22 protein-coding genes are annotated in these 21,427 nt (G+C 71.9%); 11 read left to right on the forward strand and 11 right to left on the reverse strand.

Translation table 11 applies throughout. The annotated features are described in order from the left end of the window. Positions 1-97: 97 nt before the first annotated feature. From KZC56_RS10085 to KZC56_RS10110, 6 genes are all read left to right on the forward strand, one after another. Entirely contained in the window at positions 98-1,969 is a 1,872-nt protein-coding gene (locus KZC56_RS10085; RefSeq protein ID WP_136028479.1) for an FAD-dependent monooxygenase, read from the forward strand. Between the two features lie 82 nt (positions 1,970-2,051). Next, on the forward strand, positions 2,052-3,050 hold the full coding sequence (locus KZC56_RS10090) for an ABC transporter ATP-binding protein (protein WP_247638485.1): 999 nt from the start codon (positions 2,052-2,054) through the stop codon (positions 3,048-3,050). Between the two features lie 2 nt (positions 3,051-3,052). Next, positions 3,053-3,808, forward strand: a complete 756-nt coding sequence (locus tag KZC56_RS10095) for an ABC transporter permease (protein WP_136028501.1) — start codon at positions 3,053-3,055, stop codon at positions 3,806-3,808. Positions 3,809-3,837: 29 nt separating this feature from the next. Beyond that, a complete protein-coding gene (locus tag KZC56_RS10100) occupies positions 3,838-5,034 on the forward strand; it encodes a sensor histidine kinase (protein ID WP_247638486.1) in 1,197 nt (398 codons plus the stop codon). Continuing rightward, on the forward strand, positions 5,028-5,663 hold the full coding sequence (locus KZC56_RS10105) for a response regulator transcription factor (protein WP_136028503.1): 636 nt from the start codon (positions 5,028-5,030) through the stop codon (positions 5,661-5,663). Before KZC56_RS10100 ends, KZC56_RS10105 begins: the two co-directional genes overlap by 7 nt. Before the next feature lie 92 nt (positions 5,664-5,755). Beyond that, positions 5,756-6,136, forward strand: coding sequence for a VOC family protein (locus KZC56_RS10110; RefSeq protein ID WP_136028504.1), 381 nt, complete (start codon positions 5,756-5,758; stop codon positions 6,134-6,136). 121 nt (positions 6,137-6,257) lie between these two features. Here the strand turns inward: KZC56_RS10110 and KZC56_RS10115 are convergent, their stop codons facing one another. Together KZC56_RS10115 and KZC56_RS10120 are read right to left on the reverse strand one after the other, a co-directional pair. Then, entirely contained in the window at positions 6,258-7,106 is an 849-nt protein-coding gene (locus KZC56_RS10115) for a PhzF family phenazine biosynthesis protein (protein ID WP_247638487.1), read from the reverse strand. Positions 7,107-7,131: 25 nt separating this feature from the next. Further along, complete coding sequence (locus KZC56_RS10120; protein ID WP_247638488.1) at positions 7,132-8,856, reverse strand: thiamine pyrophosphate-binding protein; 1,725 nt, start codon at positions 8,854-8,856, stop codon at positions 7,132-7,134. Positions 8,857-9,021: 165 nt separating this feature from the next. Here KZC56_RS10120 and KZC56_RS10125 point away from each other — a divergent pair, with 165 nt between their 5' ends. Beyond that, positions 9,022-9,531 carry a phosphoribosyltransferase gene (locus KZC56_RS10125; RefSeq protein WP_136030014.1) on the forward strand — a complete coding sequence of 170 codons (510 nt, stop codon included), beginning with the start codon at positions 9,022-9,024 and terminating at the stop codon, positions 9,529-9,531. Between the two features lies 1 nt (position 9,532). Here the strand turns inward: KZC56_RS10125 and KZC56_RS10130 are convergent, their stop codons facing one another. The 8 genes from KZC56_RS10130 to KZC56_RS10165 all read right to left on the reverse strand — a co-directional run bounded on the left by KZC56_RS10130 (position 9,533) and on the right by KZC56_RS10165 (position 16,214). Then, on the reverse strand, positions 9,533-11,056 hold the full coding sequence (locus tag KZC56_RS10130; protein WP_136045973.1) for an ATP-dependent DNA ligase: 1,524 nt from the start codon (positions 11,054-11,056) through the stop codon (positions 9,533-9,535). Positions 11,057-11,131: 75 nt separating this feature from the next. Next, positions 11,132-11,902 (reverse strand): enoyl-CoA hydratase/isomerase family protein, encoded by a 771-nt coding sequence (locus KZC56_RS10135; RefSeq protein ID WP_247638489.1) that lies wholly within the window; start codon positions 11,900-11,902, stop codon positions 11,132-11,134. 13 nt (positions 11,903-11,915) lie between these two features. Beyond that, positions 11,916-13,076: a 1,2-phenylacetyl-CoA epoxidase subunit PaaE gene (paaE, locus tag KZC56_RS10140; RefSeq protein ID WP_136030008.1), complete on the reverse strand. Its 1,161-nt coding sequence runs from the start codon at positions 13,074-13,076 to the stop codon at positions 11,916-11,918. Beyond that, positions 13,076-13,576 (reverse strand): 1,2-phenylacetyl-CoA epoxidase subunit PaaD, encoded by a 501-nt coding sequence (gene paaD / locus KZC56_RS10145; protein WP_136035818.1) that lies wholly within the window; start codon positions 13,574-13,576, stop codon positions 13,076-13,078. Before paaD ends, paaE begins: the two co-directional genes overlap by 1 nt. Continuing rightward, on the reverse strand, positions 13,573-14,427 hold the full coding sequence (gene paaC, locus KZC56_RS10150; RefSeq protein ID WP_247638490.1) for a 1,2-phenylacetyl-CoA epoxidase subunit PaaC: 855 nt from the start codon (positions 14,425-14,427) through the stop codon (positions 13,573-13,575). The genes paaD and paaC overlap by 4 nt, the downstream gene beginning before the upstream one ends. Continuing rightward, positions 14,424-14,729 carry a 1,2-phenylacetyl-CoA epoxidase subunit PaaB gene (gene paaB, locus KZC56_RS10155; RefSeq protein WP_247638876.1) on the reverse strand — a complete coding sequence of 102 codons (306 nt, stop codon included), beginning with the start codon at positions 14,727-14,729 and terminating at the stop codon, positions 14,424-14,426. The genes paaC and paaB overlap by 4 nt, the downstream gene beginning before the upstream one ends. Then, on the reverse strand, positions 14,729-15,706 hold the full coding sequence (paaA, locus tag KZC56_RS10160; protein WP_136030268.1) for a 1,2-phenylacetyl-CoA epoxidase subunit PaaA: 978 nt from the start codon (positions 15,704-15,706) through the stop codon (positions 14,729-14,731). The genes paaB and paaA overlap by 1 nt, the downstream gene beginning before the upstream one ends. Positions 15,707-15,794: 88 nt before the next feature. After that, positions 15,795-16,214 (reverse strand): pilus assembly protein CpaE, encoded by a 420-nt coding sequence (locus KZC56_RS10165; protein WP_136030270.1) that lies wholly within the window; start codon positions 16,212-16,214, stop codon positions 15,795-15,797. 89 nt (positions 16,215-16,303) lie between these two features. Between KZC56_RS10165 and KZC56_RS10170 the strand changes: the two genes are divergently transcribed. The 4 genes from KZC56_RS10170 to KZC56_RS10180 all read left to right on the forward strand — a co-directional run bounded on the left by KZC56_RS10170 (position 16,304) and on the right by KZC56_RS10180 (position 20,369). After that, positions 16,304-18,469: a RecQ family ATP-dependent DNA helicase gene (locus KZC56_RS10170; RefSeq protein WP_247638491.1), complete on the forward strand. Its 2,166-nt coding sequence runs from the start codon at positions 16,304-16,306 to the stop codon at positions 18,467-18,469. A 103-nt stretch (positions 18,470-18,572) separates the two neighbouring features. Then, positions 18,573-18,956 carry a 4-fold beta flower protein gene (locus tag KZC56_RS17860; RefSeq protein WP_372490581.1) on the forward strand — a complete coding sequence of 128 codons (384 nt, stop codon included), beginning with the start codon at positions 18,573-18,575 and terminating at the stop codon, positions 18,954-18,956. Positions 18,957-19,043: 87 nt separating this feature from the next. Then, positions 19,044-19,193, forward strand: a complete 150-nt coding sequence (locus KZC56_RS10175; protein ID WP_247638492.1) for a hypothetical protein — start codon at positions 19,044-19,046, stop codon at positions 19,191-19,193. Positions 19,194-19,559: 366 nt separating this feature from the next. Continuing rightward, positions 19,560-20,369 (forward strand): hypothetical protein, encoded by an 810-nt coding sequence (locus KZC56_RS10180; RefSeq protein WP_247638493.1) that lies wholly within the window; start codon positions 19,560-19,562, stop codon positions 20,367-20,369. Positions 20,370-20,593: 224 nt separating this feature from the next. Here KZC56_RS10180 and KZC56_RS10185 read toward each other — a convergent pair whose 3' ends face one another. Further along, on the reverse strand, positions 20,594-21,361 hold the full coding sequence (locus KZC56_RS10185) for an IclR family transcriptional regulator (RefSeq protein ID WP_136030274.1): 768 nt from the start codon (positions 21,359-21,361) through the stop codon (positions 20,594-20,596). Positions 21,362-21,427 lie beyond the last annotated feature (66 nt).

Consider the following 21,427-nt stretch of genomic DNA (forward strand, 5'->3'; position numbering starts at 1 on the left):
GGTGTGTTCGAATATAGAACACGCTCGTCTCGGACGCAAGACCCCGCAGCACCCGACAGCGACACCCGACAGCGACGTCCGGAAGGAATCGACGACGATGCAGTTCCACCACCACGGCTACGTGTCCGGAGACCCCCGCGTGCAGGACGCCGCGGGGATCGGCACCGACCGCCCCGCCGACCTCCCCGACGAGATCGACGTGCTCATCGTCGGGTCCGGCCCCGCCGGCATGCTCCTCGCGGCACAGATGTCGCAGTACCCCGACGTCTCCACGCGCCTCATCGAGAAGCGCGAGGGGCGACTCGTGCTCGGCCAGGCCGACGGCATCCAGCCGCGCAGCGTCGAGACCTTCCAGGCGTTCGGGTTCGCCGAGCGCATCATCGCCGAGGCCTACAACATCGGCTGGATGAACTTCTGGGGTCCCGACCCCGAGCACCGCGATCGCATCGTGCGCACCTCCCGCACCGCCGACTACGCCTACGACATCTGCGAGTTCCCGCACCTGATCGTCAACCAGGCGCGCGTGCTCGACTACTTCGCCGAGGCCGCGGCGAACGGGCCTGGCCGCATCACGCCCGACTACGGCGTGGAGTTCACGGGGCTCACCGTGCACGACGAGGGCGAGTACCCCGTCGAGGTCGGGATCCGCTACGTCGCGGGTGACCGCGCCGGCGAGGAGCGCACGATCCGCGCGAAGTACGTCGCCGGCTGCGACGGCGCCCGCAGCGGTGTGCGCCAGGCGATCGGCCGCACGCACGTCGGCGCCAGCGCCGCCCACGCCTGGGGCGTCATGGACGTGCTGGTCAACACCGACTTCCCGGACTGGCGCACCAAGTGCGCCATCAACTCGGCCGCGGGCAACATCCTGCACATCCCGCGCGAGGGCGGCTACCTCAGCCGGATGTACATCGATCTGGGAGAGGTCGCCGCCGACGACGACCACCGCGTGCGCCAGACGCCCATCGAGGAGATCATCCGCAGGGCGAACGAGATCCTGCACCCCTACACGCTCGACGTGCGCGAGGTCGCCTGGCACAGCGTCTACGAGGTCGGGCACCGCGTGACCGACGGCTTCGACGACGTGGACGAGGGCGAGTCGCGGACGCCGCACGTGTTCCTCACCGGCGACGCCTGCCACACGCACAGCGCCAAGGCCGGCCAGGGCATGAACGTCTCGATGCAGGACGGCTTCAACCTCGGCTGGAAGCTCGGCTCCGTGCTCACCGGCCGCGCGCCCGAGTCCCTGCTCGCCACGTACGGCGCCGAGCGGCGGCCCGTCGCGCAGCAGCTGATCGACTTCGACCGCGAGTGGTCGAGCCTCATGGCGCGCAAGCCCGAGGAGATCTCCGACCCGAACGACCTGGCCACGTACTACCTCGCGACGGCCGAGTTCCCCTCCGGGTTCATGACGCAGTACACGGGCTCCATGATCACGGGCACCGATGCGCACCAGGAGCTCGCGGTCGGGTATCCGCTGGGCAAGCGCTTCAAGTCCGCCGAGGTCGTGCGGGTCGGGGACGGCAACGTCGTGCACCTCGGACACCACGCGAAGGCCGACGGCCGGTGGCGCGTCTACGCCTTCGGCGACCGGACGGGCGAGGCGCTCACGGCCTGGGCCGAGGCCGCGGCACCCGTGTTCGCGCGGTTCACTCCGGCCGACGGCGACGAGGACGCGGTGTTCGACGTGAAGGCCGTGTACCCGCAGCCGTTCGAGGAGGTCGAGGTGACCTCGGCCCCCGCGCTGTTCCAGCCGAAGACGGGTCCCCTCGGGCTCACCGACTGGGAGAAGGTGTACGCCGCTGGTCCCAGCAAGTGGTGCGCGACGGACATCTTCGAGGCGCGCGAGCTGTCCCGCGACGGCGTCGTGGTCGTGGTGCGCCCCGACCAGTACGTGGCCGCGATCTTCCCGCTCGACGGGGTGGCGGAGCTCGAGGGCTTCCTGGAGGGCGCCTTCCTCCCCGCGCGCTGAGGTCCGCCGCATGACACGTGTCATGTCGAGGAGATGACACCGGGCTCCGGCGCCGCGGCCGGGCGGACGCGAGGCTGGAGGCATGAACGACACCTCTGCGGGCGCGATGGCGATGCGGGTCGCCCGTCGCCCGGTACCCGGACCCGACACCGAACCCGCGGCCGCTCGCGCGGACGCCCCGATCGTGCTGGAGCTGCGCGACGTGCGCCGACACTACGGCTCGGGCGACCGCCGCGTGCAGGCCGTCGACGGCGTGGACCTGTCGATCCGCCGCGGAGAGGTCGTCGCACTGCTCGGGCCCAACGGCGCGGGCAAGACCACGACGCTCGATATGCTGCTCGGCCTCACGGCCCCGAGCAGCGGGACGGTGCAGGTCCTCGGCATGACCCCGGAGCGGGCGACCGCGAGCGGAGCGATCGGCGCGGTGCTGCAGACCGGCGGGCTGCTGGGCGACCTCACCGTCGGCGAGACCGTGCGCCTCATCGCCTCGCTGCACGGTGGAGAGGCGATCGCGCGGGTGGGCGACGTGATGGCTAGGGCCGACCTCACGCGCCTCGCGCGCCGCCGGGTCGCGAAGTGCTCGGGGGGAGAGCAGCAACGCGTGAAGTTCGCCCTCGCGATGGTGTCCGACCCGGACATCCTCGTGCTGGACGAGCCGACCGCGGGGATGGACGTCACCGCGCGCCGGCATTTCTGGGACGTGATGCGTGCCGACGCGGACGCCGGGCGCACGATCGTGTTCGCCACGCACTACCTGGAGGAGGCGGAGCAGTTCGCCCGGCGCACCGTCGTGATGCACCGGGGCACCGTCGTCGCCGACGCCCCCACCGCCCTGCTGCGCGCGAGCCTGGGGGAGCGCACGGTCGCCGCGACCGTCGCCCCGGGGACCGCGGAGGCGCTCCTCGCCGCGGTGGCCGCCGCCGAGGGCGTGACCGGGGTGCGCCGGGACGGGGACCGCCTCAGCCTGCGCGCGACCGACTCCGACGCGGCCGCCCGGATCCTGCTCGACGGCGGTGCGCACGACCTGGAGATCGCCGCGCCCACGCTCGAGACCGCCTTCACCGCTCTCACGGAGGACTGACCATGCTCGTCTCACCCACCATGCTGCGCATCGAAGGCGTCCGCCAGCTGCGCAACCCGTACACCCTCGCGTTCACTCTGGCGATGCCCGTCGCCATGTATCTGCTCTTCGGGGCGGGCATGGGCTACGGCACCCTGTCCGCGGGGAACGGCAACGTCTCCTTCTACGTCATGACGTCGATGGCCGCCTACGGCACGGCGGTCGCGATGAGCTCGCTCACGTCTCTCGCCGCCACCGAGGCCAAGCAGGGGTGGGGGCGCCAGCTGGCGATGACCCCGCTCACCACGGCGGGGTACGCGCTCACGAAGCTGCTGACCGCGGTGTCGTTCGCGGCTCTGGCCCTCGTGGCCGTGTTCGTCGCCGGCATGCTCACCGGCGCGGAGGTCGAGGACGGGTGGCGCTGGGCCGCGACCGCCGGCATCATCCTCGGCATCGGCCTCATGTACGGGCTGTTCGGTCTCGGTGTCGGCCTGTTCTTCAGCTCCGACTCGGCCGCCGCCCTCGCGTCCATCTCGATGACGTTCTTCGCGTTCTTCGGCAACGTGTTCATGCCGCTCGACGGGGTGATGCTCGACATCGCCCGCTTCACGCCGCTGTACGGCTTCGTCGCGCTGAGCCGCTGGCCGCTCACCGAGGGCGTGCTGACGACCGGGCAGACCGACCCGCTGTGGATGCTCTTCCTCAACGTGGCCGTGTGGCTCGCGGTGTTCGCGGTGCTGGTCGCGATGGGCATGCGGCGCTCCCGGGCGCGGCAGTGACCCGCGCCGGCCGACAGTAGGTTGGACGGATGACGCAGCGCACGCAGCGGGAGCGCTCCGGCAGCCCCCGAGCCTCCCGCGACGCCGTCCGGTCCGGCGCGGCCGGAGCTCCGGTCGCGTCGCCGCCTCCCGGCGCCGCGGACCGCTCCGGGAAGGAGCCGTGGGCACGGTTCGGATGGCTGATGGCCGTCATCTGGCTCGTGTTCCTGGTGTACCCGGTGATCGCCCTGCTGCACTCGACCGCACCGCTCGGGTGGGTCGTCACCGGCTGGGTGGCGCTCGTCGCCTTCATCGTCCTGTACGTCACGGGGTTCCTGCACGGCATGCGCGGCGGCGGAGGGCTCGGGCGGCCCCCGACGCCGCGCCAGTGGATCACCTTCGCGCTGCTCATCGCGTGCGCACTCGTGACCGTGCCGGCGGTCGGCGGTTCGGCGCTGAGCTTCCTTCCGTTCATCATGTCGTTCGCGTCGTACGGCCTCACCCGGCTGTGGCACTGGATCGCGACCGTGGCGGCGGTCGTGGTCGCCGCGGGGTGCGTGCTGCTCATCCCCGGCAACTTGACATACGCGTCGGTCCTGGCGATCGTGGCGCTGCTCGGGGTCGTCAACACGGTGTCGACCTGGCTGATCCTGCGCTCTGCCGAGGCGGAGCGCCTCGGACTGGAGCTGGCGACGAGCGAGGGGCGCGAGGCGGTCGCACGCGACGTGCACGACCTCATCGGCCACTCGCTGACCGTCGTCGGCCTCAAGGCCCAGCTCGCGCGACGCCTGATGGACACGGACCCCGAGCGGGCGCGGGCCGAGCTCGCCGACATCGAGCGCCTGACCGCGGAAGCCATCGCGGGCGTGCGGCAGACCGTCTCGGGGGCGCGTGCGACCACGCTGATCGAGCAGCTCGCCGCGACGGGGGACTCCCTGCGCGCGGCCGACATCCGGCTCGAGACCACGGGCGGGCCCGAGGCGCTCTCGCCCGCGCAGGCCATCACCGCGAGCTGGATCCTGCGCGAGGCGACCACGAATGTCCTGCGTCACGCGCGAGCCGACACGGTTCGGGTGCTGCTCGCGCCGGGGCGGGTGGTCGTGGAGGACGACGGCATCGGTTGCGCCTCCCGCGCCGTCGACGGCAACGGCGTCCGCGGGATGCGCGAGCGCGCCGCGGCCGCGGGAGCGTCGTTCTCGATCGGACCCGCGGGGGCGTCGGGCACGCGGGTGGAGGTGACGTGGTGAACGCGGACACGGGAGCGGGCGACAGCATCCGGCTGCTGATCGCGGACGATCAGGCTCTCGTGCGCGGCGCGCTCGCGGCCCTTCTCGACCTGGAGGCCGACCTGACCGTGAGCGGCATGGCGTCGGACGGAGCGGAGGCGGTGCGGCTGGCGGCCGAGGTGCGTCCCGACGTGTGCCTGATGGACATCCAGATGCCGGGCGTGGACGGGGTCGAGGCGACGCGGCGGATTCGTGAGGTCAGCCCGGGCACGCGGGTGCTCGTGGTGACCACGTTCGCCAGGCCAGGCTACCTGCGGTCGGCCCTCGACGCGGGCGCGAGCGGCTTCATCGTGAAGGACACTCCCGCGGAGGATCTCGCCGAGGCCGTGCGCCGCGTGCACTCCGGGCTGCGGGTGCTCGACCCCGCGCTCGCCGAGGAGAGCCTTTTCGACGGGGCGAATCCACTCAGCGACAGGGAGCGACAGGTGCTGCGGCTCGCCGCGGACGGCCGATCCGCCGCCGCCATCGCCGCGGAGGTCTTCCTGTCGGCGGGCACGGTGCGCAACCATCTGTCGGCTGCGATCGGCAAGACCGGTGCGGTCAACCGGGCGCAGGCGGTGCGCATCGCCTCGGACAAGGGCTGGATCTGACGCGGACCCTGCCGCGGCGGTGGCGGGTGTCGGTGCCCCGGCGTACCGTGAGCCGCGACGGGCGAGGGAGCCCGGACAGGATGGAGTGCGTGATGGAGTGGAAGATCGAGCTCATCTTCGTGCCCGTGTCGGACGTCGACCGGTCGAAGGAGTTCTACGAGAGGGTCGGCTTCCACGCCGACGGGGACCACACGCCGACGGAGGGGCTGCGGTTCGTGCAGATGACGCCGCCCGGGTCGGCCTGTTCGATCGCGTTCGGCACGGGCCTCGGCGTCGCGCTGGAGCCCGGGCAGCAGAACTCGATCCAGGTGGTCGTGCCGGATGCCGACGAGGCGCTGGCTCATCTGCGCGGCCTCGGCGTCGAGGCGCGCGGGGTGCAGGAGCTCGACTGGGGGCGGTTCGTGTCGTTCGACGACCCCGACGGCAACACCTGGACCCTGCAGGAGCTCCCGGACTACAGCGCGCAGGGCTGAGGGACACGCGCGTCTCGGTGCGTGCACGGGATCGCGTCGCGGGTACGGGACGCCCGCGCGGCCGACCCGTGCGCTCGACAGCACGTCGAGCGCTCGAAGCGCGCCGGGCGGGGAGAGGGCGTCACCCGATCCGCACCGCGCCGCCGGAGACGAGGATGCCGCCCGTCGCGGGCACGGCCACGCGCAGTTCGCTGGGGCGTCCGACATGGGCGCCCTGGCGGATGCGCACGCTCTCGCCGGGGAAGCCCTGGGCGCGCAGGTACGCGCCGACCGAGGCCGCCGCGGAACCCGTCGCCGGATCTTCCGTGATGCGCCCGACCGGGAACAGGTTGCGGGCCTCGATGTCGGCCGGATCCTCGGCGTGCAGCACGGTCACCGTGCCGAGCCAGCCCTGCTCGCGCATGAGGGCGGCGACCGCGGCCGGGGCGAAGCGGAACTGGTGGAACAACTCACGGTCGGCGACGAAGACGATCGGGTGCCAGTTGCCCGCGAACGCCTCCCGCACGGGGAAGCGGGGGTCGACGTCGTCCGCGGTCATCCCGAGCAGTCCGAGCAGCCGGTCGCGCACCGCCGGGTCGAGGTCGCGCACCTGCGGCTCGACGCTCGTGAACGACACCGTCACCTGCCCGTCCGCGTCGGCGAACGACTCCATCGTCACGGCACCGGCGGCCGTCTCGAACACCACCGTGCCCGGGCCGTCGCGCTCCGCCAGCGCCACCGCCGTCGCCACCGTCGCGTGACCGCAGAAGGGGACCTCCGCGGCCGGCGACCAGTACCGCACCCGCAGCCGCGCCCCGTCATCGGAGGCGCCGGTCACGAACGCGGTCTCGGAGTAGCCGACGTCGGCCGCGATCCGCTGCATCTCCGCATCGTCGAGACCTCCGGCGTCGAGCACCACCCCCGCGGGGTTGCCGCCGTCCGGCGTCGCCGCGAACGCGCTGAAGTGGAGGATCTCGGGGGCATCCGTCATGGGGCGAGCCTAGCGGCGGGCCCGGTCAGGAGTTCACGCGGATGATCTCCTGCTGATACGGGGCGATCACGTCGCCGGAGATGCGCAGGTCGACGACGAGGAAGCGGCGCGTCGCCGGATCCTCGGCGGTCCACGCGGCGAGCCGGTCGAGGTCGGCCAGCGTGCGCACCACGAGCCCCTCCGCCCCGACCGCGGCACCGAACGCCGCGAAGTCGACCTCGGGGATGCGCATCGGCGCCTCGGCGAGTCCCTTCAGGCCGTAGAGGTTGACCTCGGCGCCGTAGGCCGCGTCGTTCCACACGACCGCCAGCCCGCGGCCACCCGCGGCGCGGACGGCCGACTCCAGGTCGGCGATCGCCATCAGACCGCCGCCGTCGCCCGAGGTCAGCACGATCGTGGAGTCCCGGCGGGCCAGGGCGGCGCCCACCACGCTCGGCCAGCCCTGACCGATCGACTGGAACGCCGTGCCGACCATCATCATGCGGTCGGGCGCCGCGACCGGCCAGTACATGTTCGCCCAGCCGATGAAGTGCCCGCCGTCCGACACCACCACGCGGTCCTCCGGCAGCAGCTCGGCGATGCGGCGCGCGGCCGAGCGGGGGTCGAGGCGTCCGTCTGGCGCGAGCTCGTCACCGGCGTCGTACGTGCGCGCGGCTGCGACATCGACGCTCTCGCGCCACGGACGGGTCGGCGTCGCGTGCTCCACCGCGGAGCCGGTGCCGGAGTGCCGGCTCTCGTCGCCGAGGTCGTCCCCGGCGGCCGGGGGAGTGGCGCCGGTGAGCCGTGTCACGAGCGCCTCGGCGGCGAGCCGCGCGTCGGCCCGCACGAACCCGCCGACGTGGGCGTGCGTCGCGGCCGGGGCGACGTCGATCTGGAACACCCGCGTGCCCGGGGCGAACAGCTCGCCGAACCGCATCGTGAACTGGTTGAGCGAGGCACCGAAGACCACGGCGACGTCGGCCGTGCGCACGAGCTGCATGGCCCCGTCGGCTCCGAACCCGCCCGTCACGCCCAGGTCGTACCGCGACTCGGGGAAGACGCCGCGACCGAGCGCGGACGAGGCGGTGAGCGCACCGGTCAGGGCGGCCAGCTCGCCCAGGGCGGCGCCCGCTCCGGCGAGCCACGCGCCGCGTCCGGCGAGGAGGAACGGACGCTCGGCGCCGCGCAGCGCCTCCGCGATCTCGTCGAGCATGCCCTCCGCGAACTCGCCACGGGGCGCGAGGGGAGCGGGCAGCCGCGGCGCGGGCGCCGCCGGGACCTCGCCGGCCTCCAGGGCCGCGACGTCGTAGGGGATCGCGAGCACGACCGGCACGCGGTAGGTCAGCGCGTGCTCCACCGCGATGACCGTGGTCGCCGCGGCGTCCGCGCGGCCGACGGTATAGGTGCGGGCGCCGACGGCCGAGGCGAGCGCGATCTGATCCACGTCCCACGGGCGGGGGCCCGACGTGGGCTCGTCGCCCACCACGAGCACGAGCGGGACGTGCGCCTGCACGGCCTCGGCCAGCGCCGTGATGGTGTTCGTGAAGCCCGCGCCATAGGTCGAGGTGCCGGCGGCGATGCGCCCGGAGGCGCGGAAGTGCGCGTCCGCCGCGACCACGGCGCCCTGCTCGTGCCGCACGGCCGTGAAGACGGCGTCGGTGTGCTTCTCGATCGCGTCGAGGAAGTAGGCGTTGCCGTTGCCCATCACCCCGAAGACGGCATCGACGTGCTGGGCGAGGGTGAGGGCGACGTGCGCGGAGACCGTGGGCATGGGGGTGCCTTTCGAGAGACAGGGACGGAGGGACTGCGGGATCCGTATGTGTCTCGCCTCCGCGACATCGCGAAGCGCTTCGTGCCTCTTTTTCAGGCACCGGCCGGGCCGGACCAGCCCAGTCTAGCGGCGGCTCCTGCCTCGCGGATGCGCGAGAATGGACCGATGACGGATGCGGCGATCGAGCGCGAGACGCTCACCTGGGACGGCTTCGGCGCGGCGACGCGCGACCTGGCGCGGAGCATCCTCGCCAGCGGCTTCGAGCCGGAGGTGGTCGTCGCGATCGCCCGCGGGGGACTGCTCCCCGCCGGTGCCATCGCCTACGGCCTCGGCGCGAAGAACTGTGGCGCGATCAACGTCGAGTTCTACACCGGCATCGGCACGGTGCTCGACGCCCCCGAGGTGCTGCCGCCCGAGCTCGACATGGCGTACCTCGACGGTCGCCGTGTGCTGCTCGTGGACGATGTGGCCGACTCCGGCCGCACCCTCGCCCTCGCGGTGCAGCTGCTGAAGGACAGGGGCGCCGACGTGCGGTCGGTGACGATCTACACCAAGCCCTCCACGATCATCCAGCCTGACTACGCCTGGAAGGACACCGATCTGTGGATCAACTTCCCGTGGTCGTTCCAGGGCACCGTGCGCGAGGAGGACGAGGGCCTCGCGCCCTCCGCCTGACTCAGCCGCGCAGCAGCGCCCGCAGCGTCTGGATCGTGTCGGCCTCGGCCGGGGTCTTGTCGTCGCGGTAGCGCTTGACCCTGGCGAACCGCAGCGCCAGTCCCCCCGGGTAGCGCGGCGACCGTTGCACGCCGTCGATCGCGATCTCCACCACCAGCTCCGGTCGCAGGAACACGGTCGAGGCGGTGCGATGCGACTCGTGCTCCGGGAACTCCTCGGTCTGCCACTCCAGCAGCGCGTCGGTCAGGCCCTTGAACGTCTTGCCCACCATCACGAACGAGCCGGGGTCGCCGAACTCGCCCTCCGGATCGCGGGCGCCGAGGTGCAGGTTCGACAGCCACCCGCGCCGTCGGCCGGAGCCCCACTCGGCCCCGAGCACGACCAGGTCGTACGTGAGGACGGGCTTCACCTTGACCCAGGACTTGCCGCGGCGGCCGGCGGCGTAGGGGGCGTCGACGGCCTTGACCACCACGCCCTCGTGTCCGGCCGCGAGGGCCTCGCGCGACAGCTGCTCGGCGGCCTCGGGGTCGTCCGTCACGATCCCGGGCATGCGCCAGTCGCCCGCGACGGCCGCGAGTACCTCCTGGCGCACGGACAGCGGCTCGTCGAGCAGGTCGCGGCCGTCGAGGTGCAGCACGTCGAAGAACCACGGTCGCAGGGCGAGTTCGCGCGCGGCGTCGGCCCCGAACCGCGACATGGTCTCCTGGAACGGTCGTGGCCCGCCGTCTTCGTCGAGCGACAGCGTCTCGCCGTCGAGGATCACGTCGTGTGCGGGAAGCGCCCGCACGATCTCGACGATCTCGGGCAGGCGGTGCGTGACGTCGGCGAGGCTGCGGGTGTAGATGCCCACGTCGTCGCCGTGCCGGTGCACCTGGATGCGGGCGCCGTCGAGCTTGTACTCCACGGAGGCGCGGCCCGTGATCTCGAGCGCGGCGGTGGGCGTGGCCGCGGTCGCCGCCAGCATGGGCAGCACCGGGCGGCCCACCCGCAGCCCGACCTCCTCCAGCGCGCCCTCGTCTCCGGTCAGCGCCAGACGGGCGGTCTCGCCGAGGTCGCCCGAGAGCATCGCCGCGCGTCGCACGAGGGCGATGGGCTGATCGGACGCCCGGGCGATCGCGTCGAGCAGCACGCCGCCGAGCGCCCCCGTGCGCAGCTCGCCCAGCATGGCCCTGGCGAGGAAGTCCCACTCCGCGGCGGTGGACCGCGTGGCCAGGGCGCGCAGGAGGTCGCTGCGGACGCCGGCGGAGCCGGCGCCCGACGCGGTGGACAGCTCCTCGAACGCGTGGTCGACCTCGGCGATCGTGAGACTCGACTCCGCGGCATGGGCGATGTCGAGCGACGACAGCCCGCGCCAGCCCACCCCCAGTCGCCCCTGCCGCGGGGAGGCGAGCAGGAGACCCACGAGCGCGGGCACGACGGCCTCGTCCGCACCGCGCAGCAGCTCGGCGATCGCGTCGATCTTGGCGAGGCGCGACGAGGTGGACGCGACCTTCTCGGTCGTGGTGACGAGCTCGGAGAGCAGCATCCCCGCATCATGCCACCGGCCGCGGACACCGCGGATGGAGCTTGACACCGCCCGCCCTGGGGCGGGGGTGCTCGTTCAGCGCCCGCGGAACTGCGGCCTGCGCTTCTCCTGGAACGCGGCGAAGCCCTCGCGGTAGTCGTCGGTGTCGCACAGGGCGGCCTGCGCCGCGTTCTCGATGCCGACCGCGTCCCACAGCGTCAGCCTCTCGTCGCGGATCCGCGCCACGAGCTCCTTGCTCGCCAGGAACGCTGCCGTCGCGCCCCGGGCGGCAGCGGCGGCGGCCTCCGCGGTCGCCGACACCACCTCGTCGTCGGGGAACACGCGGGAGAACAGGCCCGACTGCACGGCCTCGGTTCCGCTCATCAGGCGCCCGGTATAGATGAGGTCGAGCGTCTTGTGCGCGCCGAGCCGGTCGAGGAACAGCGCGTGACCACCGGAGTCGAGCGTGGCCCCCAGGGCCGCGAACGGGGAGCCGATCTTCGCGGACTCGCCCACGTACACCACGTCGGTCGCGATCAGCAGTCCGAGTCCGACGCCCAGACAGGCCCCGTGCGCGACCGCGAACGTCGGTGCGGGGAACCGCGCCATGCGCTGCAGCAGCGGGGTCACCGCGCCGCCGAGGTAGCCGAGCACGTCGTCGTCGCGCGGGTCGACCGCCGAGATGTCGCGACCGGCGCAGAACGCCCTGCCCTCGCCGCGCAGGACGAGCGCCCGCACCCCGGCGTCCTCCGCGGCGTCGTAGGCGGCATCGAGCTCGTCGAGCGCGGTCTCGTCGAGGGCGTTGAGCTTCGCGGGCGCGTTCAGGACGACCGTGGCGACGTCGTCGGCGACGGTGAGGTCGATCATGGGGCCCTCCGGATCAGACGTCGTAGTCGACGACCAGGCGGTCGCTCGTGGGGTGGGACTGGCACGTCAGCACGTAGCCGCGCTCGAGCTCGTCGGGTTCCAGCGCGTAGTTCTCCGTCATGGTGACGCTGCCCTCGATCACCCGCGCGCGACACGTGCCGCACACGCCGCCCGCACACGCGAACGGGGCGTCGGGGCGCACCCGCAGGGCCGCGTTGAGCACCGACTCGCGTGCCGCCACGGGGCTCTCCACCGTCGAGGAGACGCCGTCGAGGTTCACCTCGATGCGCACCGTCTTCTCCCCGGCGCTCACCGTCACGGGGCGCGCGGCCCGCACCGGCTCGTCACCCGTGGTGAACAGCTCGAACCGGATGTGCTCACGCGGCACGCCCACGTCGGCGAGCACCGCGCGGCACAGGTCGACGAGCGCGAGCGGCCCGCACAGGAACCACTCGTCCACATCGGAGGGGTCGATCAGCGATCCGAGGATCGTGCGCAGCTTGGGCTCGTCGAGGCGGCCGGACAGCACGGGGGCCGTGCGCTGCTCGCGCGACAGCACGTGATGCAGCGTGAGCCGGGTGGGGTAGCGGTCCTTCAGGTCGGCGAGGTCCTCCAGGAACATCACGTCGAGGGTCGAGCGGTTCGTGAACAGCAGCGTGAACCGCGAGGTCCGCGACCGCGTCAGCACGGTGTGCGCGAGAGCCATCAGCGGAGTGATGCCCGATCCGGCCGCGATGCCCACCACGTGCTTCTGGTCGAGGTCGTCGAGCCCCGAGGTGAAGGTGCCCTGCGGGCTCATCACGTCGATGCGGAAGCCGGGGTGCAGACCCGTCTGCGCCCACGTGGAGAAGAGCCCGCCCTCGTCGCGCTTGACCGCCACGCTCAGGCGCGTCGGCCGTCCGTCGGTGCGGTGCTCGGGAGCGCGGCACAGCGAGTACGAACGCCGCACCTCCTCGCCGTCGAGGGTCGTGCGCAGCGCCACATACTGGCCCGGCAGATGGTCGTAGTCGTCGGCGAGCTCGGGCGGCACCGTGAAGGTGACCTCGACGGAATCCTCGGTCAGCGGACGCACGTCCTCGACCTCGAGCGTGTGGAACCGCGCGCGCGTGCGCTCGCGGGAGGCGGGTGCGGCGGCCGCGGGCGGCGTCGCCCGCGCGGGGGAGAACAGCGACATCAGTGCACCTTGAAGTGGTCGAAGGGTTCCAGGCACGCGCGGCACTCGTACAGCGCCTTGCACGAGGTCGAGCCGAAGCGCGACACCTCACGGGTGTCGAGCGAGCCGCAGCGCGGGCACCGCACGCTCAGCGCGAGCCGGATGGGCCCCGACGACACCGCGGCGCGGCCGCTGGGCGGGGCGATGCCGTACTCCCGGAGCTTCTGCGCGCCGGCGTCGCTCATCCAGTCGGTGGTCCACGCGGGGGACAGCACGAGCCGCACCTCGACCTGCGCCCAGCCCGCCGCGGTGAGCGCCAGCACGACGTCGTCGCGGATGGTGTCCATCGCCGGGCAGCCGCTGTACGTCGGGGTGATGTCGACCCGCACCGTGTCGCCGTGCACCTCGACCGCGCGCAGCACGCCGAGGTCCTCGATCGTGAGCACGGGCACCTCGGGATCGGGCACGGCCGCGGCGATCCGCCACGCCTCGGCCCGCGACCCGGCCGCTGTGCCGGTCACCACGACGCCCCCGGGTGCCGTCGCGCCAGCACCTGCATCTCGGCGAGGAGGTGGCCCAGCGGGGTCGCATGAGCGCCGCGGCGGCCGCCCGCCGACGACGCCGACACCGCGGGGACGGCGAGGTCGGCCTCGGCGAACACGGTGTCCACGACCGCGTCGAACCCCGGGCGCAGCGCGGAGGGGCGCACGGCCGCGTCGCCGAGTCGATCGATGAGCGGCTCGTCGCGGAACAGCTCGTCGACATACGGCCACACGTCGGTCAGGGCCCGGATCATCCGCGCGCGAGACTCGTCCGTGCCGCCCGCGAGCCGCAGCACCCACTGCACGGCGTGGTCGCGGTGGTAGTCGACCTCCTTGAGGGCCTTTTCCGCGATCGCCGCCAACGTGGGCTCCGAGCTCGCGCGCAGAACGGCGTACAGTTCCACGAGGTACACCGACACGACGAACTGCCGCGCGATGGTCTGGGCGAAATCGCCGTTGGGCTGCTCCACGATCCAGGCGCTGCGGAACTCGGGCTCGTCGCGGAAGTAGGCCAGGTCGTCCTCGGAGCGGCCGTCCCAGGATCCGGCGAAGTGCAGGAACGAGCGGGCATGCCCGAGCAGGTCGAGCGCGATGTTGCCGAGCGCCACGTCCTCCTCCAGCTCCGGCGCGCGGGAGATCCACGCGCCGAGCTGCTGCGACAGGATCAGGGCGTCGTCGCCCAGCCAGAGCGCGTACTCGGCGAGGTCGGCGCTGGTCGCGGTGGTGCCGGCGCCCGCCAGCTCCTCGCTCAGCCGCAGCTCGTCGACCGAGACGTCTCCGTGCACGTCGGTTCCGTGCACGTCGGTGTGCCCGTGCTGCTGCGCGCTCACAGGTGCGGCACCCCCTCGGAGGCGGTGTAGTACACCGCGTGCCGGTAGTTCTTGCCGGCCGGGCTCTCGAAGTAGGCGCCCTTGGCGTCGGGGTCGCTGGTGGCGATGGCGTCGGCCGGCACGGCCCAGATCGACACGCCCTCGCCGCGCCGGGTGTAGAGGTCGCGGGCGTTGCGGATCGCCATGTCGGCGTCTGGCGCGTGCAGCGAGCCGACGTGCACGTGGCTCAGGCCGCGGTTCGCGCGCACGAAGATCTCCCACAGGGGCCAGGGCTCGCGCTCGTCGGCGCCGGGGGTGGCCATCACGCGACCGCCTTCGTCTTGAGGGCCTGCTTGCGGGCGTACTCGGCGGCGGCCTCGCGCACCCAGGCGCCCTCCTCGTGGGCGGTGCGGCGGCGCTCCAGCCGTTCCGCGTTGCACGGTCCGTTGCCGCGCAGCACCTGGAAGAACTCGTCCCAGTCGATCTCGCCCATCTCGTAGCGGCCGGTCTCCTCGTCGAAGCGCAGGTCGGGGTCGGGCAGGGTGACGCCGAGGATCTCGGCCTGGGGCACGAGCATGCTCACGAAGCGCTGGCGCAGCTCGTCGTTGGAGAAGCGCTTGATCTTCCAGGCCATCGACTGTGCGGAGTTGGGGGACTGGTCGTCGGGCGGGCCGAACATCGCCAGGCTCGGCCAGTACCAGCGGTCCACGGCGTCCTGCGCCATCTGCCGCTGCTCCTCCGTGCCGCGCATGAGGGTGAGGAGGATCTCGAAGCCCTGCCGCTGGTGGAACGACTCCTCCTTGCAGATGCGCACCATCGCCCGGCCGTAGGGGCCGTAGGAGGCGCGGCACAGCGGCACCTGGTTGCAGATAGCGGCGCCGTCGACCAGCCAGCCGATCGCCCCCATGTCGGCCCAGGTGGGGGTGGGGTAGTTGAAGATCGACGAGTACTTGGCCTTGCCGGAGATGAGCTGGTCCATCATCTCGTCGCGCGTGATGCCGAGGGTCTGCGCGGCGGAGTAGAGGTAGAGCCCGTGTCCGGCCTCGTCCTGCACCTTCGCCATCAGGATGGCCTTGCGCTTGAGGCTGGGCGCGCGCGTGATCCAGTTGCCCTCCGGCTGCATGCCGATGATCTCGGAGTGCGCGTGCTGGGAGATCTGCCGGATGAGCGTCTTGCGGTACGCCTCCGGCATCCAGTCGCGCGGCTCGATGCGCTGCTCGTTCGCGATGAGCTCCTCGAACAGGCGCTCCTCCGCGGAGGCCTCGTCCGTCACGAGGGACAGGTCTGCAGGACTGGTCATCGTCGACTCCTCGCCATCCGGCCTTCTTTACTGACCGATCGTTAGGTAATTCTGACACAGCGATCGTCGGTATTCAACCGGCGCCGGATCAGAGCGAGCGCGACACGAGCGCGAGCAGGGCCCGGCCGTAGGCCTCTGCGGGGTCGGGGTGCTCGAACGTCAGCGGCTCCCCGGCGATCTCGATCTCCACGCGGAACGTGTCTGGCAGCCGGACGAGGGCGCGGAACGTACCGCGGAGAAGTTCGCGCAGCTGATCCTCGCGGGGCAACCACACCGCATCAGCCAGGGTCACCGCATCGAGCGCCCACTCGGTCGTGCCGTTGAACGCCAGGTCGGTGCCGCTGGGGGTCTGCCGCGCCTCGATCGTCATCCCGCTCACGGTGAACACGTCGGCCTCGGCCTCCAGCTCCACCTCGTCGGGGAGGTCCAGCTGGAAACGGTCGCCCTCCGCGGGGTGCCAGGTGAGTCCCGCATCGCGCAGGGCGACGGCGAGTTCGCGCGTGATCATCCCTCCACGCTAGACGCCATGCGGCAGCCGTCCCCCGATCGCGGGCCGCGACGACCGGGCTGTCGGCGGTGTGCGGCAGAGTGGAGGACATGACCTCCGCACCCGCCGACACCGCCCGCGACACCGCCCGCGCCGCCCTCGCCGAGCTGGTCGGGCGCGCCGACGTCGACTTCCACGACGGGCAGTACGAGGCGATCGAGGCCCTGGTGGAGGGGCGCCGCCGCGCGCTCGTGGTGCAGCGCACCGGCTGGGGCAAGTCCGCGGTGTACTTCGTCGCGACGCTGCTGCGCCGACGGCAGGGCGCGGGCCCCACCGTGCTGGTGTCGCCGCTGCTCGCCCTCATGCGCGACCAGATCGCGGCCGCCGAGCGCGCGGGCGTGCGGGCGGTGGCGATCAACTCCACGAACGCGCACGAGTGGGCGGAGGTGGAGGGGCGGCTCGCGCGCGACGAGGTCGACGTGCTGCTGGTGTCGCCCGAGCGGCTCAACAACCCCGCCTTCCGCGAGCAGCAGCTGCCCGCGCTCGTGGCCCGCCTCGGCATGCTCGTCATCGACGAGGCGCACTGCATCAGCGACTGGGGGCACGACTTCCGGCCCGACTACCGCCGCCTGCGCGACCTGATCGGCCAGCTCCCGACCGACGTGCCGGTCCTGGCCACGACCGCGACCGCCAACAGCCGCGTCGTGGCCGACGTCGCCGAGCAGCTCGGAGCGCTGCCGACCGGGGAGGCCGGTGGGGCTGTGGCGTCCGCTGCACCGGGTGCGGGTGCGGGTGCGGGAGCCGTGCCGGTGCTGACGATCCGCGGACCCCTGGCCCGCACGTCGCTGCGGCTCGGCGTGCTGCGCCTGCGCGACTCGGCCAGCCGCCTGGCCTGGCTGCTGAGCCACCTCGACGACCTTCCGGGCTCCGGCATCATCTACACGCTCACGGTCGCCGCGGCCGTCGACACCGCGCGACTGCTGCGTGAGCACGGGCATGAGGTGCGCGCCTATACCGGGCAGACCGATGCCGAGGAGCGCGCCGAGTCGGAGGGCATGCTCAAGCGCAACGAGGTCAAGGCGCTCGTGGCCACCAGCGCCCTGGGCATGGGCTTCGACAAGCCCGACCTCGGCTTCGTCGTGCACCTCGGCGCGCCGTCGTCGCCCGTCGCGTACTACCAGCAGGTGGGCCGTGCGGGCCGAGCGAGCGACAACGCCGACGTGCTGCTGCTGCCCGGGGTCGAGGACCGCGACATCTGGCACTACTTCGCGACCGCGTCGATGCCCGACCGTGAGCGCGCCGAACGGGTGATCGCCGCGCTCGGCGACGCTCCGATCTCGACCCCGGCGCTGGAGGCCCGGGTCGACATCCGCCGCACGCCGCTGGAGTTGCTGCTCAAGGTGCTCGACGTCGACGGAGCCGTGCGGCGCGTGCAGGGCGGCTGGATCGCGACGGGAGCGCCGTGGATCTACGACGCCGAGCGCTACGAGCGCATCGCCGCCGAGCGGGTCGCCGAGCAGCAGCACATGCTCGACTACGAGCGGACCGACGGCTGCCGCATGGAGTTCCTGCAGCGGGCGCTCGACGACGAGACCGCCGCGCCCTGCGGTCGCTGCGACACCTGCGCGGGCGTCTGGTTCCCGACCGAGGTGGCGTCGACGGCCAGCGCGCAGGCGGCGGAGTCGCTCGACCGCGTGGGCGTGCCGATCGAGCCGCGGCGCGCCTGGCCGACCGGCGCCGACCGCCTCGACGTGCCCGTCAAGGGCCGCATCCCCGCGGACGAGCAGGCCGAGGAGGGGCGTGCGCTGGCGCGGCTCACCGATCTGGGCTGGGGCGGCGCGCTGCGCGACACCTTCGCCGCGGGCGCCCCCGATGCCGCGGTGACCCCGCAGCTGGTGCAGGCGTGCGTGCGCGTGCTCGCCGGGTGGGGGTGGGCGGAGCGGCCCGTCGCCGTGGTCGCCCTGCCCTCGCGGTCGCGGCCGCTGCTGGTGGACTCGCTGGCGCGAGGACTGGCCGACATCGGGCGACTGCCGTACCTGGGCGCTCTGGAGCTGCGCGGCGGGGGACCGTCCGGCCAGTCGGGAGGGAACAGCGTGTTCCGGCTCGCGGGCGTGTGGGACCGCTTCGACGCGTCGCACCTCGAGGTGCCAGCGGGCCCCGTGCTGCTGGTCGACGACCTCGTCGACAGTCGCTGGACCATGACGGTCGCCGCGCGCACCCTCCGTCGTGCCGGGGCCACCGCGGTGCTCCCGTTCGCGCTCGCCCTCCGCGGCTGACGCCGGGGCCCCGGGCTCGGTTCGGGCCTCTCGCGCTGTGCGGGATGCATAAATCGGACGCGGGACGTTGCACGGCGTTGCTCCGCGGTGATTGGCTCAACCCATGGAAACGCTTTGGGACCGGAATGGACGTGTCGTGGGATGGATTGACGATGACCGACTGCGCTCGCTTGACGGGCGAGTGATTGGCTGGCTGGTATCTGATGAGCTCGTTTACTCGCTTCGAGGGCAGCACGTTGGTTGGTTCGAGGAAGGACAGTTCTGGGATCTGAAGGGACACGTAGTGACCTTCGCGCAGAACGCGACGAGCGGCCCGTCGAAGCCGGAACTCTCCGATGTTCCTGCCGTGCCCGCGCTCTCTGCGGTTCCGGGAACGCCTGGTATGGGGGCGTTCACGGGAAGCCAGCGTTCAGTGGGTCATGGAGTTCGCAGGATTGGCAGTCCTTCCTCGACTAGCAGTCGACGCGGTGTCGGCGGCTGTCCCTAGGCTAATCGCCACCCGTGCATTGAACTCGGGTAGAGAGAGAGGGGGAGCGTCATGGCGATAGCTCACGAGGAAGCATTCAAGGCGGTCATGGACGCGATCAAGGAGCAGGCCGAGGAGGTGAAGACGTCCGAACATTTGAACGTCAATGCCAAGGCTGCGGCACTGCGCGATCTGGCAGCTGCGTACCGTCATCTGCGCGGCGGGGCGCAGCCAGGCGGCTTCAGCCTGGAGAAATAGATCACTCCTGATCGAAGCCCCGGTGGCCCTCTCGGCGCGACCGGGGCTTCGTTGGGCGGACTGGCCCACTATCTATGCTCTGGGTTGGCGGCTTCGGGACTTGATGCACGATTGGCCTGCCGGCCAGTTAGCAGAGTCGGGCTGCGAGTGGTTCGGATTTCCAGAGGCATGGATCCGAGCGCTGCGACTTTCTTCGCGGTCATCAACTTCTTCGACTCGCCTATCGCGTGCTTCGTCGTGCTTCAGCTGCACCTTCAAGACTGCTGAGGGCGCTCGACGCCCGTTCTGTGATTGGGTTCTTCCATGTGGCTTAGCCCTCTCGTCTCGTTGCACGCATCGATTACGTCGGATTCGGGATGGTGGGACATGTCTTCTTTCTGGCCGGATCTCATCGTCGGTGTGGTAACTGGTGCCCTCGTGGCCGCCGCAGTGCTGTGTGCGGAGAAGCGATCTGTACGCCGAGCAGCCGCGGAGGCGGTCGGTCGGCAGCAGGAGAACGCAATTGAGGTAGCTCAACTGGCGCTCCGTGGGGTGCACCTGTTCCCGAGCAGCGGCGCCGCGTCGCTGTTGCCCGCCGGCGAAAACATGGACCGCTTGCGCGCTGCTGTCCAAGCGGTTGCCCCCGGACCCACCGCCCGACCTGTTTTCGGATACCGGTGGGTTGAGGGTGCGGTCGAGGCCTTCGAGCGCGTGGAAGTCCTCGCCGACAGCATCACGGCGCAGGTCAATAAGTACGACGGATGGGACGCGGGCGGTGGGATCGCTGACGCACTGTTCAATCGCATCGCTGTTATCGCGGACATCAACGAGAAGTATGCGCCCTTTCCGATTACCGAGCCTCCGTTTCTGGATAGGTGGGGAGATGGCACCAGCGCCACTGCGGCTCTCAATCCGGTGGCCGGGACCCTTGAAGACGACTACGCATTCAGGGAGGACGTCAATCAGTACCTCGCCGAGAGATGGCGACTCGAGCGCTTTCGGCGTGCATTCTTCGTGGCGTACGGCGGACTTCGCGCGGACGCACAGGCGATAAACCGCCGGGCATTCGATGCTTCCCGCGGCCTCATAGGGCGATGGTTCGCAGAACAGCGACGGCGCCGGGAGCATTCGACCGCGATGATCGAACGCACAAGAGAGGCAGAGCAGATAGTCGCGCCCACAGCCACGGATCGCTAAGCGAGAGTGTTGCCCGCCAGCCGCCGGGGCTTCACACGGGCCGCGGTTGGCAGTGGACATGCGGGTCGCGGTCTTCTCCAGTTCTTCGTATCCGACCGGGTTCAGCACGTGCTGGCACTCGTCGTTGGAGCACTTCACGGTCTCGTGGCCCTGGTGCAAGGCAGGCGGGTGACAGATCCGCGGGGCGATGTCCGCCCTGCGCGGCTGAGCCCGGGGCCCCGGGCTCAGTCGTCGGCGGGGGAGATGCGCGGGGGCCAGGAGGTCGCGCCGAGCTCGCGGGAGATGTTCCTCGCGGTCTCGCGCAGAGCGTTCACGACGGCGTCCGAGGCGGGGGTCTGCGAGGTCGGCAGGACCACGGCGACCGCGGCGACGATCGCGTCGGAGGCATCGGCGACGGGCGCCGCGAGCGACGACTCACCGAGCACGGCCTCGTCGAACTCGCCCGCCATGCCCCGCTCGGCGATCGCGGGCAGCTCCAGCGTCAACCGCGCGACGTCGGTGACCGTGTCGCCGGTGAGGCTGCGCAGCGGTGCGTCGAACACCGTCCGCTGGAACCCCTGGTCGTACGCGAGCAGCACCTTGCCCATCGCGGAGGCGTGCGCGGGGATCGCCATACCGGTCTCGAGCATCTGCTGGCTGTCGTCGGGGCGCAGGTTGTGATGGATCACCAGCACGTCGGTGAAGTGCGGCGCTCCCAGGCGCACGGAGAGGTGCGTGCGGCGGGCGAGCTCCTGGGTCCAGCGCATGGACCGCGCCCGCACGTCGAGGCTGTCGAGGTACACGTTGCTGAGGCGCAGCAGGGTGGGGCCGAGCATGTAGCGCTGCCCTCCGCGCTCCTTGGCGACCAGGCCGTGCGCGCGCAGCGACTTCACGATGCCGTGCACGGTCGACGGCGGCAGGCCGAGCGCGCTCGACAGGTCGGTGATGCCGAGGTGGCGCGCCCCCTGCAGCAGGTCGAGGATCTTCGCCGCACGGTCGATCGCCTGGATCATCCGCGTCTCCTTCCGGTCGTCGTCGACCCGGTCGCGCCGGTCGCCTGAACGATCTTGACAAGCCGG

Origin of the sequence: Microbacterium sufflavum (assembly GCF_023091155.1) — a bacterium.
GTDB lineage: Bacteria > Actinomycetota > Actinomycetes > Actinomycetales > Microbacteriaceae > Microbacterium > Microbacterium sufflavum.

Coding starts and splice junctions, on each gene's coding strand:
- KZC56_RS10085 (WP_136028479.1), top strand. CDS start 98: ATGCAGTTCCACCACCACGGCTACGTGTCCGGAGACCCCCGCGTGCAG.
- KZC56_RS10090 (WP_247638485.1), top strand. CDS start 2,052: ATGAACGACACCTCTGCGGGCGCGATGGCGATGCGGGTCGCCCGTCGC.
- KZC56_RS10095 (WP_136028501.1), top strand. CDS start 3,053: ATGCTCGTCTCACCCACCATGCTGCGCATCGAAGGCGTCCGCCAGCTG.
- KZC56_RS10100 (WP_247638486.1), top strand. CDS start 3,838: ATGACGCAGCGCACGCAGCGGGAGCGCTCCGGCAGCCCCCGAGCCTCC.
- KZC56_RS10110 (WP_136028504.1), top strand. CDS start 5,756: ATGGAGTGGAAGATCGAGCTCATCTTCGTGCCCGTGTCGGACGTCGAC.
- KZC56_RS10115 (WP_247638487.1), bottom strand. CDS start 7,106: ATGACGGATGCCCCCGAGATCCTCCACTTCAGCGCGTTCGCGGCGACG.
- KZC56_RS10120 (WP_247638488.1), bottom strand. CDS start 8,856: ATGCCCACGGTCTCCGCGCACGTCGCCCTCACCCTCGCCCAGCACGTC.
- KZC56_RS10125 (WP_136030014.1), top strand. CDS start 9,022: ATGACGGATGCGGCGATCGAGCGCGAGACGCTCACCTGGGACGGCTTC.
- KZC56_RS10130 (WP_136045973.1), bottom strand. CDS start 11,056: ATGCTGCTCTCCGAGCTCGTCACCACGACCGAGAAGGTCGCGTCCACC.
- KZC56_RS10135 (WP_247638489.1), bottom strand. CDS start 11,902: ATGATCGACCTCACCGTCGCCGACGACGTCGCCACGGTCGTCCTGAAC.
- paaE (WP_136030008.1), bottom strand. CDS start 13,076: ATGTCGCTGTTCTCCCCCGCGCGGGCGACGCCGCCCGCGGCCGCCGCA.
- paaB (WP_247638876.1), bottom strand. CDS start 14,729: ATGGCCACCCCCGGCGCCGACGAGCGCGAGCCCTGGCCCCTGTGGGAG.
- paaA (WP_136030268.1), bottom strand. CDS start 15,706: ATGACCAGTCCTGCAGACCTGTCCCTCGTGACGGACGAGGCCTCCGCG.
- KZC56_RS10165 (WP_136030270.1), bottom strand. CDS start 16,214: ATGATCACGCGCGAACTCGCCGTCGCCCTGCGCGATGCGGGACTCACC.
- KZC56_RS10170 (WP_247638491.1), top strand. CDS start 16,304: ATGACCTCCGCACCCGCCGACACCGCCCGCGACACCGCCCGCGCCGCC.
- KZC56_RS17860 (WP_372490581.1), top strand. CDS start 18,573: ATGGAAACGCTTTGGGACCGGAATGGACGTGTCGTGGGATGGATTGAC.
- KZC56_RS10175 (WP_247638492.1), top strand. CDS start 19,044: ATGGACGCGATCAAGGAGCAGGCCGAGGAGGTGAAGACGTCCGAACAT.
- KZC56_RS10180 (WP_247638493.1), top strand. CDS start 19,560: ATGTCTTCTTTCTGGCCGGATCTCATCGTCGGTGTGGTAACTGGTGCC.
- KZC56_RS10185 (WP_136030274.1), bottom strand. CDS start 21,361: ATGATCCAGGCGATCGACCGTGCGGCGAAGATCCTCGACCTGCTGCAG.